Source organism: Pantoea sp. X-Soil-ISGK-275 (assembly GCF_059730795.1).
Window position 1 is genome coordinate 375,548 of the sequence record NZ_AP035976.1, and the last position, 20,255, is coordinate 395,802.

Sequence of the window (20,255 nt, forward strand, 5' to 3'; positions counted from 1 at the left end):
CGTTCACGATTCCTGACGGACCGGTGGCGATTCGCTCCTGCTCAGCGCCACCTCTCGCCGCATCCATGCGGCTCGCCCTGGAATCCCTCACTCGTTCAGCGAGTTGGGATGTCGCCTCAACACCCGCGCTGCACCATCAAGGCATAATTTTGACTCGCCATCGCTACAAGTCTCGTAGGGTCGCCATTCATGGCGACCGAGATGAGTCATCAGGCAGGAGGGATCGTGGGAGAATAGCGAGGACTTAGCAGGGCGCACCGAAGTGCGCCTTTGTGTTTTCATGTCGCCTACTAATCGTGGGTGACCGCGCTCTCAATCGTCAGACGGACATCGCTGGTGACCAGCTCCGCCAGCATCTGCCACATCATATGGCTGCGTTCCGCATCGGCATCGCCTTTGTCACTGATATAACCTTCATCACGCAGCGTAAGTACCAATGCAGTGAATACCGCTTTATCAAAGAACTCGGGTGCGTTGATACCGTGCAATACAGAAAGGCGTTGAGCCAGGGTGCGGCTCTCTTTCTCCAGCGTGCCACGGTTGATGGCCGGTTTCGCGCTGAGGATAGCGAAGGTAATCGCGAAGCGCTGAAGCGTCTCACGAATACCCGCCGCCAGCAGTTGCAGCGAACGGTGACGTGCCGGCGTCATTCTTAGTTGACCATCCTGCAAGGTGATCAGGCCCTGGCGCGCCATCTCTGCACAGAGTGCGTTAAGTAGTGCAGGCAACTCCGCCTTGTCCCAGCGTAAGAACAACTCGCTCTTTAGCATCGGATATACCAGGCTCACCTGACGCAGCAGCTCTGCTTCGCTGATTTCACGATGTTGCTGCACGATGGCGGCAATCAACGATGGCATCACTAACATGTGATGAATGTTGTTGCGATAGTAGGTCATCAGCACTGCCTGCTCGCGCGGCAGAATGATAATGTCGCCAATGCTGTCTTGCTCGGTCTCGAACTTGTTCATGCCCATCGCGTGGTCAAGCAGCGCTTCGGCGCTCATATCGGGCACCGTGGCTTCTGGCGAATACGGCACGTTGCGCAGCAGTTGGGTGTAGCACTCTAACTGCTCAATCAGCTGTTCGCGAGTTAATGAACGCTGACGTGACGCCAGCAGCGCAGTCACGCACAGGTTCATGGCGTTGGCCGCACCGGCTTCGTTAATGCGCACCATCAGCTTCGCCGCAATGTCATTCACAGCAGGTGTCATCCACGCAGGGCGTTGCGGTTCGATAGGATCAATCGCATCGCGCCAGTCCGGCACGTTTTTGTTCAGGTAGTTCATCAACGGCAGCGGTTCGCCGAAGTTAACGTAGCCCTGACCAAGATTGCGCAGCTTACGCAAGCCGCGCACCATCTGCAGGAAGCTCTCTTTCTCTTTGGCCGCGCCACGCAGCTCTTTGGCATACGTGCCCACTTCCATCACGTGCTCGTAACCGATGTAGATCGGCACGAAGGTGATCGGGCGACTGCCGCCACGCAGCATCGCCTGCAGCGTCATCGACAGGGTGCCGGTTTTCGGGTCCAGTAAACGGCCGGTACGCGAACGTCCGCCTTCCACAAAATATTCAACGGAGTAACCACGGCTAAACAGCTCGCCGAGATATTCACGGAACACGGTGGAATAGAGTTTGTTGCCCTTAAAGGTACGACGAATAAAGAACGCGCCCAGGCGACGGAAAATCGGGCCGGCTGGCCAGAAGTTCAGGTTGATCCCCGCAGCAATGTGCGGCGGCACCAGGCCTTGATGATAAAGCACGTAGGAGAGCAGCAGATAATCCATGTGGCTGCGGTGGCAGGGCACATAGACAATCTCATGACCATCCTGCGCCAGCTGACGCACGCGCTCACCGCCATGTACGTTGATGCCCTGATACAGGCGGCTCCACAGCCAGCCCATCACGCGGTCAGTGACCTTAATCGCTTCGTAAGAGAAGTTCGCCGCCACTTCTTCCATCATTTCGATGGCGTTCTGCTGGGCTTTCTCATGCGAAATCTTTTTGCTGCGTGCTTCATCTTCTACCGCTTTTTCAATCGCTTTGGACTGTAAAAGCTTGTTGAAGAGATCCTGACGTGCAGGCAGACGCGGGCCGACCGCAGCCAGACGTTGGCGGGCAAAATGAATGCGCGCCACGCGAGCCAGCTTCTGCGCAATCGACTTATCGGTACCGTGTTCGGTCGCCATCTGGCGTAGCGAAACGGTTTGCGAGAAGCGGACAAAGCTGTCGCGGCCGTGCCACAAAATGGCGAAGAACTTCTGCACGCCATTCAGCACGCGCAGATGCGGCGTGGATTCACCGGATGTTTCACGTCCCGGCGCGCGACCAAACATCACCGCGACCGGCAGCATTTGCACGTCGAGTTGCGGGTTGCTGCGGTGCAAATCCAGATAATCGTGGAACAACTTCACCGATTCGGGATTGGCCACGAAATAGGGAATCACGCGTGGGCCATCGTGGATAAACACGTGGCGCGGCAGCAGGGTGCCATCGATCTCCAGCGGAGCCAGCGGATCGGGCAGATCATGTTTCAGGCATTGAGCACGCAGCGTGAGCAGATCAGCCTTTGAATCATAAGGCAAAACATACATCACCGGACGTGTCGGATCGATCCCGTGTTCAGAAACGGGATCGGTCGGAATGACCTTACTTTTTACCAAAATAGAGAGTGGTAAATTCAATAATTTGTAATAGAGTTTACGCCAACCTGACATAGACAACTTTAAGCCTCTTGTTAGCAAAGCGCGGCAAGCATACCAGAAAGCGCAGCGAAGGTCTGTGGCTCTGCCGCCTCAAACTGCCCACACATTGACGTCAAAATAGTTCAAGGGTTCCATAGACATGGCAAATAACGTCACCGGTTTAATAAGAATAGTGAAAGCAGCCGGTTATTCCTGGCAGGGCCTACGTGCCGCATGGCAGCATGAAGCCGCATTTCGGCAGGAAGCCGTTGCCGCGCTGGTGGCCATTCTCGTGGCGTGCTGGCTGGATGTAGATACCCTCTCCCGCATCTTGATGATTGGCTCGGTGGTGCTGGTTATCATCGTTGAGATCCTTAATAGCGCTATCGAGGCGGTGGTCGACCGCATCGGGCAGGAACAACATCCGCTCGCGGGCCGCGCCAAAGATATGGGATCGGCCGCCGTATTGCTGACTATCTTACTGGCTCTGTTCGTCTGGATCGCGCTGCTCTGGACGCATTTGAGATAGGGATTCCAGATTCATCAAACCGCTGATTTTTCCCTCTGTTACGGTTTTCATTTCGCGAATACCTGTATATACTCACAGCGACTGTATAAACAACCAGGGGGCGGGATGAAAGCGTTAACTGCACGGCAGCAACAGGTCTATGACCTGATTCGCGACCATATTAACCAGACGGGCATGCCGCCAACGCGTGCGGAAATTGCTGCGCAACTGGGTTTTCGCTCGCCCAATGCTGCTGAAGAGCATCTGAAAGCGCTGGCGCGTAAAGGCGTAATTGAAATTGTTTCCGGCGCATCGCGCGGGATTCGTTTACTAATGGAAGAAGAACCAAGCGAAGGGTTGCCGCTGATTGGTCGCGTCGCTGCCGGTGAACCCTTGCTGGCGCAGGAACATATTGAAGCCCACTATCAGGTGGATGCGAATCTGTTCAAACCGAGTGCCGATTTCCTGCTGCGCGTGAGCGGCATGTCGATGAAAGATATCGGCATTATGGATGGCGATCTGTTAGCCGTGCATAAAACGCAGGAAGTGCGTAACGGCCAGGTTGTCGTGGCGCGCATTGATGATGAAGTCACCGTGAAACGCTGGAAAAAGCAGGGCGCGATTGTCCATCTGCTGCCGGAAAACACCGATTTCCAGCCGATTGTCGTTGATACCCGTGAGCAGTCGCTAACCATTGAAGGTTTAGCTGTCGGGATTGTACGCAACGGCGAGTGGCTCTGATCAGTTTCTGATCCTCCCCAACTGCGGCGGTGCGAATTTGCGCTGACCGCAGTCTGCTGTTTTACTTCTCTGTGACTCTTTCTGCGGCTCATGCTGGCGCCATTACGCTGATTACCGCACACAACGGAATGGGCTGATGCAGCTGTTTTCCTCTTCAGATAAAACACTCTGGCGGCTAGCGCTGCCGATGATCCTGTCAAATATCACCGTCCCGTTACTGGGCGTGGTGGATACCGCCGTTATTGGTCATCTCGATAGCCCGATTTACCTCGGTGGCGTCGCCGTGGGCACAACAGCGACCAGCTTCATCTTTATGCTTCTGCTATTCCTGCGCATGAGCACCACCGGATTGACCGCTCAGGCATTTGGCGCCAATGACAAAACCGCGCTGGCGCGCGCCTTAACGCAACCGCTGCTGATTGCCCTGGTTTTTGGCGTGCTGTTTATGGTGCTGCGAACGCCGGTAAGCAGCCTGGCGGCAGCTTTAATGGGCGGCAGCCCGGAAGTGCAGCAGCAGGCGCAAATATTTATTGAGATTCGCTGGCTGAGTGCCCCCGCAGCCTTAGCCAATTTGGTGATTCTTGGCTGGCTGCTAGGCGTGCAGTATGCGCGCGCACCGATGGTGCTGCTGATCATCGGCAATCTGGTGAATATCCTGCTTGATCTGCTGTTCGTACTCAAACTGCATTGGGGTGTGGCTGGCGCGGCGGCGGCCACCGCGCTGGCAGAATATGTCACGCTGGGCGTGGGTTTGTGGATGGTGGCGCGCGTGCTGAACATGCGCGGTATCCATTTTACTCTGCTTAAAAGCAGTTGGCGTGGCGATGCGGCGCGGCTATTCCGCCTCAATCGCGACATTATGCTGCGTTCTTTGATGCTGCAAATTTGCTTCGCGTCACTCACCATCCTTGGCGCGCGGATTGGCCCGGATGTGGTGGCGGTCAATGCGGTGCTGTTGATGTTTCTCACTTTTACCGCATACGCGCTGGATGGTTTTGCCTATGCGGTTGAAGCCTGTTCGGGTGAAGCGGTTGGGGCCAAAGATCGCAGTCGGCTGTTGCTGATTTGGCATGCGGCTTGTCGTCAGGCTTGCTTCGTTGCAGCAATCTTTGCGCTGATTTATGCGTTCACCGGTCCGCAAATTGTGGCGATGCTGACGTCACTGGAAGCGCTACGCGAGATGGCCGACCGCTATCTGATTTGGCAAGTGATTCTGCCGCTGATTGGCGTCTGGTGTTATTTGCTGGATGGCATGTTTATCGGCGCGACGCGCGGTCGTGAGATGCGCAACAGCATGGTGATAGCGGCAATCGGCTACGGTCTAGCGCTGCTCACGTTGCCATGGCTTGGCAATCACGGTTTATGGCTGGCAGTGACGGTGTTCCTGGCGTTACGCGGACTGACGCTGTGGCTGATTTGGCGCGGTCACTGGCTGCGCAATAGCTGGTTCAACGCCTGAATAAGCGAAGCGTAACCTACAGATTAATCTGTATTTCTCTGCAAACTGCGAAGCGGCTACTACAATTACCTTATACGGCGCACATGAGTAGCGCGTTGTCTGGGTATATCGCCAGCTAAGCAGGCAATATATCTATCTCACTCAGGATGTAGTGGAGGATTATTATGAACAAAGACGAAGCGAGCGGAAACTGGAAGCAGTTTAAAGGTAAGTTTAAAGAGAAGTGGGGCAAGCTTACCGATGACGATATGACGGTGATCGAAGGTAAACGCGATCAGCTGGTCGGTAAAATCCAGGAACGCTACGGTTATGCAAAAGACCAGGCCGAACAAGAAGTTAAGGACTGGGAAAGCACCAATAAAGATTACCGCTGGTAATTGCCCCTGAGGAAGATGCTCCTACCCGCCAATCATTTAGCGTAGTGATTGGCCCGGCACAAGGACGTGCCTCTCTATTTTCTTACCCGTTTTTTTCCCTCAACCTGATGATCATGCTCGCAGCTTTCATGATGCGTGCAAGCCGCCACTTCTGCGCAGCTCTCACACAGGCCATGTGCCTCAATCACGGTATGACGCAAAGAAAATCCCGCCTGATCCGCTAACGCAGCAATGGTCTTTTCCACACCATGAGCATGTTTTTCAGTCACTGCCGCGCAACCGTCACACACCAACATCACTGAAGTATGTGCCGGCTCATCAAAATGATGACAAACCACATAGCTGTTATTCGACTCAACGCGATGAATAAATCCCTGTTCCAGCAGGAAATCCAGCGCGCGATAAATGGTGGGCGGTTTAGCTTGCGGTTCACTGACACGCAGCTGATCCAGCAAATCGTAAGCGCTTATCGAACCATTCTGCTCTGCCATCAAGCGCAGCACTTCGGCGCGCTGAGTGGTGAGGCGCACGCCGCGATCAAGGCAAAGTGATTCAGCCTGGGTAAGAAGTTGTTCTGGCGTGAGGTTTGACATAAGCATTCTCCGGGTTGCAGGTGATGTTATTTTATCACACAAATTTTTACGCTGCTGTGATTGCTTATTTTCCTTAAACTCCTGCAGAAAACTCCCACCAATCAATCGATTATCCTTCCTGTTTACCCAACAACATTGTTGCAACCATTATGTCTGAAAAATCCGTCCAGCCAGACAGCGCAACGGCTACAAGGATTTTGCTTTGCAACTCACCGGGTTAGCGTATAAGGTTCAAAAGGTCTTAAGTAATTTCTGGTATCAATTTATTCACTGTTAATTTTTCTGCATATAAACACAGCAGAATGGTGCTTACGCATCCAATTCTGCGAATAGCAGTGCTATTTCCTTTTAATTCACAGCAATGAAGCGTTAGCCAGGGTTCAGAATGGCGGCTAACTAAACTTTCAGTCGGTGAGTGATTCAGCGACATTTCAAAGGTGATGGCAGGCTCATGGCGAAGACATTATTCAGGCACAAAAAAGTAGCTTATCTTGTTGTTTTGAATGCAGTATTTCTTTCTTCCTCAGCTCTGGCAGCAGGTACATGGTATGACGCGCGTAACGATGCGATGGGCGGTACCGGCGTAGCCTCTTCCACCTGGAGTTCCGCAGTGCTGGCTAACCCAGCATTGATGACCAAAGCGCAACCTGAAGATAGCGTCAGCATCATTTTTCCTTCAGCTGGTGCACAGGTTACTGATAAAGACAAATTGATCGACCGTGTCGATGACATCACTGATACCGTTGATCGTTATCAGGACGTAATCGATAACCTCACCTTTGCCGATTACCTCAATGGTTACCCGCAGTTGAAGGCCGCAGCAGGCGATATGGCTAATCAGCTCAGCGATCTGCGCGGCAATAAAGCCAACGCAACGGCGGGCGTAGCCCTGGCCGTCACCGTTCCAAATGAAACCTTACCTTTTGCCTTCATCACTAAGGCGTACGGCACGGCGCACGTGCGCGCCAACGTAGCGGATAGCGATATTGCCTACCTGCGCGCTGTTGCCGATGGGTCAAGAATTCCTGTTCCGGGTGATGAAAATAACTTGCGCTCCAGCGCCAATGGGCTGGCGGCTTTGATCACCGATTATGGTGTGTCAGTTGCGCATGAGTTCTCGATTGCTGGCCACCCTGTTTCGATCGGCGTGACGCCAAAGCTACAGAAAACCTGGCTGTATAACTACACCGCGAGTATCTACAACTACGACAAGAGCGACATTAACAGCAGCCGCTATCGCAGCAGCGATACCGGTTTCAACGTGGATGCTGGCGTTGCAACGGATTTCGGTGAGAACTGGACCTTCGGTGTGACTGGGCAAAACCTGATCTCGCGCGATATCGACACCAAAGAGGTGAACGGCTACCGCGATACTTACCAAATTCGTCCACTGGTTACGACCGGGCTTTCCTGGAATAGCGGGCCGTTCACGTTGGCCGGTGATGTTGATCTGACTGAAACTAAGCGCTTTAAATCGGAAGACAGCAGCCAATATGCTGGCGTAGGTGCGGAGTATCGTGTGCTGGATTGGCTGGCGCTGCGTGCCGGTTATCGTGCCGATCTGAAGTCGAACGATACTGACGTGTTCACCGCCGGTTTAGGTGTGTCACCGTTCAACAATACCGTTCATCTCGATCTGGCCGGTTCTGTGGGTAAAGACAACACCGTGGGTGCGATGCTGCAGCTCGGATTTAACTTCTAATTCCCTGTCTGATAACGGGCGGCTGTGCCGCCCGTTTTGCTGTGGTATGATTGCGCAGTTTCTCATCACTTAACTTACTGCGGATTCACTGCGTTTCATGACCGATACTTTCTCCTCGCAACGTTTTTCCATCGCCCCCATGCTCGACTGGACCGATCGCCACTGTCGTTATTTCCACCGTCAGCTGAGCGGCGACACGCTGCTGTACACCGAAATGGTGACGACCGGCGCGATCATTCACGGTAAAGGCGACTATCTGGCCTACAGCGAGGAAGAGCATCCGCTGGCGCTGCAGTTGGGGGGCAGCGATCCCGCCGCACTGGCGCAGTGCGCTAAGCTGGCAGAAGAGCGTGGCTACGATGAGATCAACCTCAACGTGGGTTGTCCGTCCGATCGCGTACAGAATGGTCGTTTTGGAGCCTGCCTGATGGGCGATGCGGCGCTGGTTGCCGACTGCATTAAAGCGATGCGCGATGTGGTGAGCATTCCGGTGACGGTCAAAACCCGTATCGGGATTGATGAGCAGGACAGCTACGAATTCCTGTGTGATTTTATTGGCACCGTGGCGCAACAGGGCGGCTGCGATACTTTTATTATCCACGCGCGTAAAGCCTGGCTTTCCGGTTTAAGCCCGAAAGAGAATCGCGAGATTCCGCCGCTCGATTATCCTCGCGTTTACCAATTGAAGCGCGATTTCCCGGCGCTGACCATGGCGATTAATGGCGGCATCAAAACCCTGGAAGAAGCTAAGCTGCATCTGCAGCATATGGATGGCGTGATGATGGGGCGCGAAGCCTATCAGAATCCGGGCATTCTGGCGCAGGTTGACCGCGAGCTGTTTGGTCGCGATATGCCGCGCGTCGATCCGGTAGCGGTGGTGCGCTCGATGTATCCCTACATTGAAGCTGAACTATCCAAAGGCATGTACCTCGGCCATGTGACGCGCCATATGCTTGGCCTGTTCCAGGGCATTCCGGGTGCGCGCCAGTGGCGTCGCTATTTAAGTGAAAACGCCCACAAACCCGGCGCCGATGTGCGCGTGCTGGAAGCGGCGTTAGCGCTGGTAGCGGATAAGATCCCGCAGGAAGTGATGTGATCACTGTTTAGCATGCCGGAACGTTCCGGTTTGATACGGTGCGCCTTCATGCGCACCGTAAAGCCAGTACCATAATTTTATAGATGGTTATTTCTACGCCGAGAATTAGTTTTTTTCATCACCTCATTACTTCTTCATTCAACTCTTGTCCATTGCTTTCAAGCATTTAGCTATTTTTATAACCTGGCACGTATCTTGTAATGTTCCTGATGTTACTTACACAGGAGAGCCTTCGTGGAAATTCTATTTGTTATCGGCTTTTTTCTGATGCTGCTGTTCACTGGCGTTTCGTTGCTGGGCGTTATTGCGGCATTGGTGGTGGCGACCGCTTTGATGTTCTTTGGCGGATTGCTGGCGATTGTTATTAAAGTGTTGCCATGGCTGGTATTGGCGGTTGTCGCTGTCTGGCTTTATCGGGCATTTACCACGCCTTCAGGTGAGGCAAAGTTGCGCAGGCTGAAAAGAAAAATCAGCGACTTAGATAGAAGGGATTGGCGCTAACTGCGGTGACGATCACAGACTCGGAAATTGCTTAGCATAATTCCGCATTTAAACATATTTTTTACTTATGTTTTCTGTCAGGATGATTGGCGTTGTTTCAAACGAATTCATCGCCGCTGTCCCTACACCAGCGCGAACTATAAAAAAGAAAGAAAAAGGGGCTTCCTACGGGAAGCCCCATTTGCATTTAGCATCAGGGAATCAGCAGGCTGGAACCCTGAGTCGCGCGACTCTCCAGCACCTGATGCGCGCGCACTGCGTCAGGCAAGGCTAATTTCTGCTGCTCTGGCACGTTAAGCTGAATTGCCCGGCTGGCGATCAATGAGAACAATTCATTGCTGGCGGCATCCAGTTCTTCACGATTGGTGATGTAGCCGAACAGCGAAGGGCGGGTAACGAACAGTGAGCCTTTCTTATTGAGAATGCCAAGATCAACGCCGGTTACCGGACCCGATGCATTACCAAAGCTGACCATTAATCCGTGGCGACGCAGGCTATCCAGCGAAGGTTCCCAGGTGTCTTTCCCCACCGAGTCATACACTACGGCCACTTTCTCACCGTTGGTCAATTCGCTGACGCGCTTCGCAATATCCTCTTCGCGATAATTGATCGTCGCCCAGGCGCCGGCATCTTTGGCAATCTTCGCTTTCTCTGCAGAACCTACCGTGCCAATCAGATGTGCGCCGAGCGCTTTGGCCCATTGGCAGGCGATCAAACCCACGCCACCGGCTGCGGCATGGAACAGGAAGATTTCATCGGCTTTCACTTTATAGGTTTGGCGCAGCAGATACTGCACGGTTAACCCTTTAAGGAAAGAAGCCGCGCCTTGCTCAAAGGAGATGCTGTCCGGCAAGATCACCAGGCGATCTTCCGCCACATTGTGCACTTCGCTATACGCACCGAGCGCGGCCTGGCAATAGACCACGCGATCGCCCGCTTTAAAACGCGTCACCGCCGATCCGACACGCTTCACCACACCGGCTGCTTCAGTGCCCAAGCCGGAAGGGAAGCTGCTTTGCGGATACAAGCCGCTGCGCACATAGGTATCAATGTAGTTAATGCCAATCGCCTTGTTTTCCACCTGCACTTCGTGCTCGGCGGGATCGGCCAGTTCGAAATCGACCCATTGCAGCACATCTGGGCCGCCGTGTTGGTTGAACTGAATACGCTTTGCCATTCTGACTCCTGTGATTGTTCATCCTGGGACGTTATACTTGCGCGTCCCTTTCACGATCGGTAATGCATTCACTATGGCAGGAAATAAACCCACCAACAAATCGAACGAACCCCGCGATCGGCAGCTGGAAGGCGTGAAAATGCCGCCGCATTCCATAGAAGCGGAGCAGTCGGTGCTCGGTGGGTTGATGCTGGATAACCAGCGCTGGGACAACGTTTCGGAGCGTGTTGTCGCCAGTGATTTTTTCAACCGCTCGCACCGCATGATTTTCACGGAAATGCAGCGTTTGCTGGAAGCGGGCCAGCCAATCGACTTGATTACACTCTCTGAATCGCTGGAAACGCTGGGCGAGTTAGAAATGGCCGGCGGTTTCGCCTATCTGGCCGAGCTGGCAAAAAATACGCCAAGTGCGGCGAACATCGGTGCTTATGCGGATATCGTGCGTGAACGTGCGGTGGTGCGTGAGATGATCTCGGTGGCGAACCAAATCGCCGATGCCGGTTACGATCCGCAAGGACGCAGCAGTGAAGATCTGCTCGACTTCGCTGAATCCAACGTTTTTAAAATTGCTGAACAGCGCGCCAATAAAGATCAGGGCCCGCAGAATATCGAGCAGATCCTCGAAGCCACGGTTTCGCGTATTGAGTCGTTGGTCTCAACGCCGCACGATGGCGTGACCGGCGTCGATACCGGCTATCAGGATTTGAACAAAAAAACCGCCGGTTTGCAGGGCTCGGATCTGATTATCGTGGCGGCGCGTCCTTCGATGGGTAAAACCACCTTCGCCATGAATTTGTGCGAAAACGCCGCGATGTTGCAGGACAAGCCGGTGCTGATTTTCAGTCTGGAGATGCCCAGCGAACAGCTGATGATGCGTATGCTGGCATCACTGTCGCGTGTGGATCAGACGCGTATTCGTACCGGTCAGCTGGAAGATGAAGATTGGGCGCGTATTTCCGCCACCATGGGGATTTTGCTCGAGAAGAAGAACATGTTTATCGATGACTCTTCTGGCCTGACGCCAACCGAAGTGCGCTCACGCGCGCGCCGTATTTTCCGCGAAAACGGCGGGTTGAGCCTGATCATGATCGACTACCTGCAGCTGATGCGCGTGCCTGCACTGTCGGATAACCGTACGCTGGAGATCGCTGAAATCTCGCGCTCGCTCAAAGCGCTGGCGAAAGAGCTGAATGTGCCGGTGGTGGCGCTGTCGCAGCTGAACCGCTCACTGGAACAACGCGCGGATAAGCGTCCAGTAAACTCGGATCTGCGTGAATCAGGCTCGATCGAGCAGGATGCCGACTTGATCATGTTCATCTACCGTGACGAGGTGTATCACGAAAACAGCGATCTTAAAGGCATCGCCGAGATCATCCTCGGTAAGCAGCGTAACGGCCCGATCGGTACGGTGCGTTTGACCTTTAATGGCCAATGGTCGCGCTTTGATAACTACGCTGGCCCGCAATACGACGACGAATAACCCTTTTAACCCGGATGCATGCACGTTTTGTGCATGCATTTCACGTCATCAGAAAATAGTGTTGGACAACCCCGGCTTCAATCAGGTTATCTGTAGCAAAGCGCCCCTTATTTCGCTGTGGAAACAGAATGACTCAGGTAGACGATCACGACCTTAAGATATTGACATTATTACAATCTAACGGACGCCTCACCAACCAGGAACTCAGTGATTTAGTCGGACTTTCGGCATCGCAATGTTCACGCCGCCGCATCAATCTTGAGCAGGCCAATCTCATTCTCGGCTATCACGCGCGGCTCTCGCCCGACGCGGTGGGCCTTGGCATGGTGGGATTGATTGAAGTGCGATTGAAAAACCATACGCCGGATTACGAAGAGAGTTTCCATCGCATGGTGGAAGAAGAAGCCGCCATCGTCGATGCCTTTAAAACCACTGGCGATGCCGACTATCTGCTGAAAGTAGCGGTGGCCGATCTGGCGTCATTGAGCGCACTAATCAGCCAGTTAGTGGCTGGTCATCAAAGCGTGGCGCACGTGAAAACGTCCGTGGTATTGAGCCGTTTAAAAGAGAACGGTGTGATGATAATCCCGCAGCACAAAACGCGCCAAAAAAGTGCGTGATGTGCTAATCTGGTGCAATTATTGCCTTAATAATGCAAAAAACGCGCACCAGAAAACAGATTTGTGCATGGGTTGATGGTTTGAGTCTCAATTGATGCACAAAAACCTGCAATAAAGCGCCTTAGTTATCAATTGGATAATCGCTGGCACCCATCGGCGGCGCGCATACGTCGCCGATGTGGTGCGTTTTTTGCATTTGAACCGCATCATTTGCAATGAGATTAATCCATGGATAACGTTGTTCAACCCACCAAAGTTCCCCATTCGCTGATTGAAGATGCGCTGGCGATCGTCCTCGGCACGCTGATGGTCTCTTTCGGCGTCATCATGCTGAAACAGGCTGGCGCACTGACCGGCAGTTCGGCGGGTATTGCCTTCTTAATCAGCTATTTGTCGCCGCTCTCTTTTGGTAGCGCCTTCTTCCTGATCAACCTGCCATTTTACTGGCTGGCCGTGCGACGCATGGGCTGGGAATTTACCCTGAAAACCTTCTGCGCGGTTGGCCTGGTGTCGCTGTTTACCCATTTGCATCCGCTGTTTGTGCATTTTTCTGCGCTAAATCCGTTTTATGCGACACTGTTCGGTAACGTGGTGATGGGCATTGGGTTTATAGTGTTGTTCCGTCATAAAGCCAGCCTCGGTGGCATCAATATTTTGGCGCTCTGGCTGCAGGACCGCATCGGTCTGCGTGCCGGAAAACTGCAAATGGCGGTTGATACCTGCGTGGTATTAGCGTCACTGTTTGTGGTGTCGTTACCGATGCTGTTTGCTTCCATCGCGGGCGCGGTGATCCTCAATCTCATCATCGCAATGAATCATCGTCCCGGCCGTTACATGGTTTGATGACGCATCTTTACCTCTTATTTCTGACCAATCATGGAGATCTGCACCGTGTTTCAAAACGTTGATGCCTATGCCGGCGATCCGATTCTGTCGTTGATGGAAACCTTCAAACAAGATCCGCGCGATAACAAAGTAAACCTGAGCATCGGTCTCTATTACAACGAAGCGGGCATCATTCCTCAGCTGCAGGCAGTTGCCGCAGCAGAAGAGCGCCTGCAGGCGCAGCCGCATCAGGCATCGCTGTATCTGCCGATGGAAGGTCTGAACGCTTACCGCAACGCCATTGCACCGCTGCTGTTCGGTAAAGAACATCCGATGCTGCACGCGGGCCGTATTGCCTCCATCCAGACCTTAGGTGGCTCAGGTGCGCTGAAAGTCGGTGCTGATTTCCTTAAGCGTTACTTCCCAGCGTCAAACGTGTGGGTGAGCGATCCAACGTGGGAAAACCATATCGCGATCTTTAACGGTGCGGGCTTCGAAGTAGAGACTTATCCGTGGTACGACGCAGAAACCAACGGCGTGAAGTTTGATGCGTTCATCGCCAAACTGAAAACCTTGCCGAAACAATCCATCGTGCTGCTGCATCCGTGCTGCCATAACCCAACCGGCGCCGATCTGACTAATGCGCAGTGGGATGAAACCACCGACGTGCTGAAAGCGCAGGAGCTGATTCCGTTCCTCGATATCGCTTATCAGGGCTTTGGTGCGGGCATGGAAGCGGATGCTTATGCCATTCGCGCCATTGCGGCTGCCGGCTTGCCAGCGCTGGTGAGCAACTCGTTCTCCAAGATCTTCTCGCTGTACGGCGAGCGCGTTGGCGGCTTGTCCATTGTCTGCGACAGCGCGGAAGAATCCGCTCGTGTGCTGGGCCAGCTGAAAGCGACCGTACGTCGCAACTACTCCAGCCCGCCAAACTTTGGTGCGCAGGTGGTTTCATGCGTGCTGAACGACGAAGCGCTGCTGAATAACTGGCTGGCAGAAGTGGAAGCGATGCGTCTGCGCATTATCGAAATGCGCCAGGCGCTGGTGAATGTGTTGAGCACCAAGCTGCCAGGTCAAAACTTCGATTACCTGCTGAAGCAGCGCGGTATGTTCAGCTACACCGGCCTGAGCGCGCAGCAGGTTGATCGCCTGCGTGATGAGTTCGGCGTCTACCTGATTGCCAGCGGCCGTATGTGCGTTGCCGGCCTGAACAGCCGTAACGTCAACCAGGTTGCTGAGGCATTTGCTGCGGTAATGTGAGTCAACACCCAGTCAACACAGAGCCACCACGCTGACATCATCCAGTATCAAAACCATGGCCGCTAAGCTGAGCGACTAACCTTCAGGCGGCAGAGTTCACGCTCTGCCGCTTTTTCCTCTCTTCAGGGTTTACCTTTCGCCGACATGCTGCACACTTAAACGGTGTGATTACTTTTAGGATTCTGGCATGTGGCATCAACAAACGCTTACGCTTGGCGCCAAAGCGCGCGGCTTTCATCTGATTACCGACGAGATTGTCGGCCAGCTTCACGGCTTATCCGATGTGCGCGTCGGCCAATTGCATCTCCTGCTGCAACACACATCGGCGTCGTTAACGCTGAATGAGAATTGCGATCCCACGGTGCGCAGCGATATGGAGCAGCATTTTTTACGCCATGTTCCGGAAAGTGCGCCTTATCAGCACGACTACGAAGGGGCCGACGACATGCCCGCACACATCAAATCGTCGCTACTCGGCGTTTCGCTCCTGATTCCGGTCAACCGTGGTCGCCTGATGTTAGGCACATGGCAGGGAATCTGGTTGGGTGAACATCGGGTGCAGGGCGGTGCGCGGCGTATCGTGGCGACCTTACAAGGGGAATAAAACATGAACACATCGGATTTACTGACGTACTGCATGAGCAAGCCGGGCGCGGAGCAAAGCTTTAAAGAGTGCTGGCAGGCGACGCAGATTAAAAGTGAAGGCGTGCTGTTTGCCATGCTTTATGAGGTCAAAGGGCGTCCGGCTTTGTCGCTGAAGGCGACACCTGCGCTGGCGGAATTATTACGTGAGGAGCATAACGATGTGTTTCCCAGCGAGCACTTAAACAAGTCGCACTGGAGCACGTTGTGGCTGGATGGTTCGCTGAAGGATTCGCAGATTTACTATCTGGTGGATGCTTCCTGGCAACAGGCTGACGCCACGCGTGAAGCGGGCGTCAACCATGATGAACACTGAGGCGAATTAAGCCGCAGATTCTTCGCGCAGGGTATTGATATCAATCACGAAGCGGTATTTCACGTCGCTTTTCAGCATACGTTCGTAGGCTTCGTTGATTTGATTCATCGCGATCAGTTCGATATCTGAAGTGATACCGTGCTCGCCGCAGAAATCCAGCATCTCCTGGGTTTCCGCAATGCCGCCAATCAGTGAACCGGCGATGCTGCGACGTTTGAAGATCAGGTTGAAGACCTGCGGTGCCGGGTGATCGTGCTCCGGCGCGCCGACCAGCGTCATGTTGCCATCACGCTTCAGCAGGGCGATGAACGGGTTGAGATCGTGCTGCGCCGCAACGGTGTTCAGGATGAAGTCAAAGCTGTTAGTGTGCGCGGCCATTTGATCGGCATCTTTCGAGATCACCACTTCATCCGCGCCCAGGCGTTTACCATCTTCAATTTTTGACGGTGACGTGGTGAACAGCACCACATGTGCGCCCATCGCATGAGCCAGTTTCACGCCCATGTGACCGAGGCCGCCCAAACCGACAATACCGACTTTTTTACCCGGACCGACATTCCAGTGACGCAGCGGCGAGTAGGTAGTGATACCGGCACACAGCAGCGGCGCAACGCCTGCCAGATCGAGATTTTCGGGTACGCGCAGCACGAAGCTTTCATCTACCACCATGCTGGTGGAGTAACCGCCGTAGGTGATGGCTTTGGTTTCACGGTCTTCACCGTTATAAGTGCCAACGAAGCCATTTTCGCAATACTGCTCCAGCCCTTCCTGACAGCTTGGACAGCTGCGGCAGGAATCAACCATACAACCCACGCCGACCAAATCACCCACTTTGTGATTGTGAGTGTGCGCGCCAACGGCAGTGACGCGACCCACGATTTCATGGCCCGGCACCACAGGGAAAATGGTGTTGCGCCATTCGTTGCGCGCGGTATGCAGGTCAGAGTGGCAGACGCCGCAGTACAACACTTCAATCTGCACATCATGAGCGCGCAGTTCGCGTGGCTTAAAGTCGAACGGGGCGAGTTTTGCTTTCGCGTCCTGTGCGGCATAGGCATGCGTAATATTCATGGTGTCTCCAGTAGGATGTGTCGTGATTTTTATGCGGGATCCCGTCAGGGATAAAAGGCGCGTGAGTCACGCCAAAAGGAACGCTGTAAGGATAGTCAGCAGGATGGAATGCGTATATGCCTGAAGTTGTCTGATTCTTGCCTGTTCCTGCATTTCGTTGCGGAATTCGACAGATAAAAATCAGGCCCGCAATGGCGGGCCTGGGAGAAAATTACTTCTTCAACATTGGTTTAAGGAAACGCGCCGTGTGTGATTTTTCACACTCCACCACCGTTTCTGGCGTGCCGGACACCAGGATTTCACCGCCGCCGCTACCACCTTCTGGGCCGAGATCGACAATCCAGTCCGCGGTTTTCACCACGTCGAGGTTGTGCTCAATCACCACGATGGTGTTGCCCTGATCGCGCAGCTGATGCAGCACTTCCAGCAGTTGCTGAATATCCGCAAAGTGCAGGCCGGTGGTCGGCTCATCAAGGATATAGAGCGTCTGGCCGGTGCCGCGTTTGGACAGCTCACGCGCCAGCTTAACGCGCTGCGCTTCACCGCCCGAGAGCGTGGTCGCAGACTGGCCGAGGCGGATGTACGACAGGCCAACATCGATCAGCGTTTGCAGCTTACGCGCCAGCGCCGGCACCGCATCAAAGAACTCGCGCGCTTCTTCGATGGTCATATCCAGTACTTCGTGGATGCTCTTGCCTTTGTATTTGATCTCAAGCGTTTCGCGGTTATAGCGTTTGCCTTTGCACTGGTCGCACGGCACGTAGATGTCCGGCAGAAAGTGCATCTCTACCTTGATCACGCCATCGCCCTGACAAGCTTCGCAGCGTCCGCCGCGCACGTTGAAGCTGAAGCGGCCCGGATTGTAGCCGCGTGAGCGCGCTTCCGGTACCCCGGCGAACAGCTCACGTACCGGCGTGAAAATGCCGGTATAGGTCGCGGGATTCGATCGTGGCGTACGGCCAATTGGGCTCTGATCGATATCGATCACTTTATCGAAATGCTCGAGACCCGCGATCTCACGATACGGCGCGGCTTCGATGGTGGTAGCGCCATTGAGCTGGCGCTGCGCAATCGGGAACAGCGTATCGTTGATCAGCGTTGATTTACCGGAGCCGGACACGCCGGTGATGCAGGTAAACAAGCCGACCGGAATCGTCAGCGTGACATCTTTGAGGTTGTTACCGCGCGCACCGGTGAGTTTCAGCACTTTAGCGGGATCGCCTTTGACGCGCTGTTTAGGGATGGCAATCTCACGTTTGCCGCTGAGGAACTGGCCGGTCAGGGAATTTTCATTCGCCATGATCGCGTGCACATCGCCTTCCGCAACCACCTGACCACCGTGCACGCCGGCGCCCGGACCGATATCGATCACGTGGTCAGCGGCACGAATCGCATCCTCATCGTGCTCCACCACAATCACGGTATTACCGAGATCGCGCAGGTGAATCAGCGTGCCGAGCAGGCGCTCGTTGTCACGCTGATGCAAGCCGATAGACGGTTCATCCAGCACGTACATCACGCCGACCAAACCGGCACCAATCTGGCTGGCCAGACGAATACGCTGCGCTTCACCGCCGGACAGCGTTTCCGCCGAGCGTGACATCGACAGGTAATTCAGGCCGACGTTCACCAGGAAGCTCAGGCGATCGCCAATCTCCTTAAGGATTTTTTCCGCGATCTGCGCACGCTGGCCGCTCAGCTTCATGTTAGCGAAGAAATCCATCGCATGACCGATGCTCATTTCTGAGATGGTTGGCAGGTTGGTGTCTTCGACAAAAACATGGCGTGCTTCACGACGCAGGCGCGTGCCTTCGCAGCTGGCGCAGGCGCGGTTGCTGATAAATTTCGCCAGCTCTTCGCGTACCGCGTTGGATTCCGTCTCTTTATAACGGCGCTCCATGTTGTGCAGCACGCCTTCAAACGGATGGCGGCGCACCGAGGTGTCACCGCGATCGTTGATGTATTTGAATTCGATATTCTCTTTGCCGGAACCGTACAGAATCACATGGCGCGCGTTGTCACTCAGGCTGTTGAACGGGGCTTCGACATCGAATTGCAGATGCTCAGCCAGCGAGCGCAGCATCTGGAAGTAGTAGAAGTTACGGCGATCCCAGCCGCGAATGGCGCCGCCCGCCAGCGACAGCTCGGGATTTTGCACCACACGATCGGGATCGAAATATTGCTGCACGCCCAGGCCATCACAGGTCGGGCAGGCACCGGCCGGATTGTTGAACGAGAATAGGCGCGGTTCGAGTTCACGCATGCTGTAGCCACAAATCGGGCAGGCAAAGTTGGCCGAGAACAGCATCTCTTCGGCGCTGGTATCATCCATATCGGCGACGATCGCCGTACCACCGCTCAGTTCCAGCGTGGTCTCGAAGGATTCGGCCAGACGCGTTGCCAGATCGTCGCGCACGCGGAAGCGGTCAATCACCACTTCAATGGTGTGCTTTTTCTGCAATTCCAGTTTCGGCGGATCCGACAGATCGCACACTTCACCATCGATACGCGCACGGATGTAGCCTTGCGCGGCGAGGTTTTCCAGCGTTTTGGTGTGCTCGCCTTTGCGATCTTTCACCACCGGTGCCAGCAGCATCAGACGACGGCCTTCTTCCTGCGACAGCACCTGATCGACCATTTGACTGACGGTTTGCGCCGCCAGTGGAACGTCGTGATCCGGACAGCGCGGCTCACCCACGCGTGCAAACAGCAGGCGCAGATAGTCATGAATTTCAGTAATGGTGCCGACGGTGGAACGTGGGTTATGCGAAGTCGATTTCTGCTCAATGGAGATGGCGGGCGACAGACCTTCAATATGGTCAACGTCCGGTTTCTCCATTAATGAAAGAAACTGGCGCGCATAGGCCGACAGCGACTCGACATAGCGACGCTGGCCTTCCGCATACAGCGTATCAAACGCCAGCGAAGACTTACCGGAACCTGACAGACCGGTGACCACAATGAGCTTATCGCGAGGGATGATCAGGTTGATGTTCTTCAAATTATGGGTGCGAGCACCGCGGACTTCGATCTTATCCATTCACCTTTCCCGGATTGAACAACACTCGCCATGCCTTGCCAGCACGACCAGCAGAAACGGTCCATTATGGCACAAAAAATAAACTGAATAAATATCCAGTGTTTTTGCTATTCTGTCCGCCGATAAATTTTGGAATCCCGCTCTAAAGTGGGCACACGCCAATGTG

The 20,255-nt window shown here is 54.2% G+C and carries 18 protein-coding genes; 13 read left to right on the plus strand and 5 right to left on the minus strand.

The window, feature by feature from the left end; translation table 11 throughout:
* Window positions 1-290: 290 nt before the first annotated feature.
* Window positions 291-2,714: a glycerol-3-phosphate 1-O-acyltransferase PlsB gene (gene plsB, locus AC6I8A_RS01670; RefSeq protein WP_497817917.1), complete on the minus strand. Its 2,424-nt coding sequence runs from the start codon at window positions 2,712-2,714 to the stop codon at window positions 291-293.
* Window positions 2,715-2,841: 127 nt separating this feature from the next.
* Between plsB and AC6I8A_RS01675 the strand changes: the two genes are divergently transcribed.
* From AC6I8A_RS01675 to AC6I8A_RS01690, 4 genes are all read left to right on the plus strand, one after another.
* Window positions 2,842-3,210: a diacylglycerol kinase gene (locus AC6I8A_RS01675; protein ID WP_293791904.1), complete on the plus strand. Its 369-nt coding sequence runs from the start codon at window positions 2,842-2,844 to the stop codon at window positions 3,208-3,210.
* Window positions 3,211-3,315: 105 nt separating this feature from the next.
* Complete coding sequence (gene lexA / locus AC6I8A_RS01680) at window positions 3,316-3,930, plus strand: transcriptional repressor LexA (RefSeq protein ID WP_256698146.1); 615 nt, start codon at window positions 3,316-3,318, stop codon at window positions 3,928-3,930.
* Window positions 3,931-4,066: 136 nt separating this feature from the next.
* Window positions 4,067-5,389: an MATE family efflux transporter DinF gene (gene dinF / locus AC6I8A_RS01685; protein WP_497817918.1), complete on the plus strand. Its 1,323-nt coding sequence runs from the start codon at window positions 4,067-4,069 to the stop codon at window positions 5,387-5,389.
* A 164-nt stretch (window positions 5,390-5,553) separates the two neighbouring features.
* Window positions 5,554-5,766 (plus strand): CsbD family protein, encoded by a 213-nt coding sequence (locus tag AC6I8A_RS01690; protein WP_008109944.1) that lies wholly within the window; start codon window positions 5,554-5,556, stop codon window positions 5,764-5,766.
* A gap of 74 nt (window positions 5,767-5,840) precedes the next feature.
* Here AC6I8A_RS01690 and zur read toward each other — a convergent pair whose 3' ends face one another.
* Entirely contained in the window at window positions 5,841-6,359 is a 519-nt protein-coding gene (gene zur, locus AC6I8A_RS01695; RefSeq protein WP_265300643.1) for a zinc uptake transcriptional repressor Zur, read from the minus strand.
* Window positions 6,360-6,810: 451 nt separating this feature from the next.
* Between zur and AC6I8A_RS01700 the strand changes: the two genes are divergently transcribed.
* The 3 genes from AC6I8A_RS01700 to pspG all read left to right on the plus strand — a co-directional run bounded on the left by AC6I8A_RS01700 (window position 6,811) and on the right by pspG (window position 9,658).
* Complete coding sequence (locus AC6I8A_RS01700; protein ID WP_497817919.1) at window positions 6,811-8,061, plus strand: conjugal transfer protein TraF; 1,251 nt, start codon at window positions 6,811-6,813, stop codon at window positions 8,059-8,061.
* Between the two features lie 97 nt (window positions 8,062-8,158).
* Window positions 8,159-9,157: a tRNA dihydrouridine(20/20a) synthase DusA gene (gene dusA, locus AC6I8A_RS01705; RefSeq protein WP_497817920.1), complete on the plus strand. Its 999-nt coding sequence runs from the start codon at window positions 8,159-8,161 to the stop codon at window positions 9,155-9,157.
* Window positions 9,158-9,391: 234 nt separating this feature from the next.
* A complete protein-coding gene (gene pspG, locus AC6I8A_RS01710) occupies window positions 9,392-9,658 on the plus strand; it encodes an envelope stress response protein PspG (protein WP_061718375.1) in 267 nt (88 codons plus the stop codon).
* 193 nt (window positions 9,659-9,851) lie between these two features.
* Here the strand turns inward: pspG and AC6I8A_RS01715 are convergent, their stop codons facing one another.
* On the minus strand, window positions 9,852-10,835 hold the full coding sequence (locus tag AC6I8A_RS01715; RefSeq protein WP_497817921.1) for a quinone oxidoreductase: 984 nt from the start codon (window positions 10,833-10,835) through the stop codon (window positions 9,852-9,854).
* 73 nt (window positions 10,836-10,908) lie between these two features.
* Between AC6I8A_RS01715 and dnaB the strand changes: the two genes are divergently transcribed.
* The 6 genes from dnaB to AC6I8A_RS01745 all read left to right on the plus strand — a co-directional run bounded on the left by dnaB (window position 10,909) and on the right by AC6I8A_RS01745 (window position 15,978).
* Entirely contained in the window at window positions 10,909-12,315 is a 1,407-nt protein-coding gene (gene dnaB, locus AC6I8A_RS01720) for a replicative DNA helicase (protein ID WP_176970070.1), read from the plus strand.
* 128 nt (window positions 12,316-12,443) lie between these two features.
* The gene (locus AC6I8A_RS01725; RefSeq protein ID WP_497817922.1) at window positions 12,444-12,935 is read left to right on the plus strand and encodes an Lrp/AsnC family transcriptional regulator; all 492 of its coding nucleotides are present in this window, start codon (window positions 12,444-12,446) and stop codon (window positions 12,933-12,935) included.
* A gap of 228 nt (window positions 12,936-13,163) precedes the next feature.
* Window positions 13,164-13,778, plus strand: a complete 615-nt coding sequence (locus AC6I8A_RS01730) for a YitT family protein (RefSeq protein WP_008109953.1) — start codon at window positions 13,164-13,166, stop codon at window positions 13,776-13,778.
* Between the two features lie 48 nt (window positions 13,779-13,826).
* Entirely contained in the window at window positions 13,827-15,020 is a 1,194-nt protein-coding gene (locus tag AC6I8A_RS01735; protein WP_256698154.1) for an amino acid aminotransferase, read from the plus strand.
* A 187-nt stretch (window positions 15,021-15,207) separates the two neighbouring features.
* The gene (locus AC6I8A_RS01740; RefSeq protein ID WP_061718371.1) at window positions 15,208-15,624 is read left to right on the plus strand and encodes a secondary thiamine-phosphate synthase enzyme YjbQ; all 417 of its coding nucleotides are present in this window, start codon (window positions 15,208-15,210) and stop codon (window positions 15,622-15,624) included.
* Window positions 15,625-15,627: 3 nt separating this feature from the next.
* Window positions 15,628-15,978, plus strand: coding sequence for an MmcQ/YjbR family DNA-binding protein (locus AC6I8A_RS01745; protein ID WP_265300658.1), 351 nt, complete (start codon window positions 15,628-15,630; stop codon window positions 15,976-15,978).
* A gap of 6 nt (window positions 15,979-15,984) precedes the next feature.
* On the opposite strand, the gene AC6I8A_RS01750 is transcribed toward AC6I8A_RS01745, so the two are convergent.
* Complete coding sequence (locus tag AC6I8A_RS01750) at window positions 15,985-17,049, minus strand: NAD(P)-dependent alcohol dehydrogenase (protein ID WP_497817923.1); 1,065 nt, start codon at window positions 17,047-17,049, stop codon at window positions 15,985-15,987.
* Between the two features lie 211 nt (window positions 17,050-17,260).
* Entirely contained in the window at window positions 17,261-20,089 is a 2,829-nt protein-coding gene (gene uvrA, locus AC6I8A_RS01755) for an excinuclease ABC subunit UvrA (RefSeq protein WP_256698155.1), read from the minus strand.
* Window positions 20,090-20,255 lie beyond the last annotated feature (166 nt).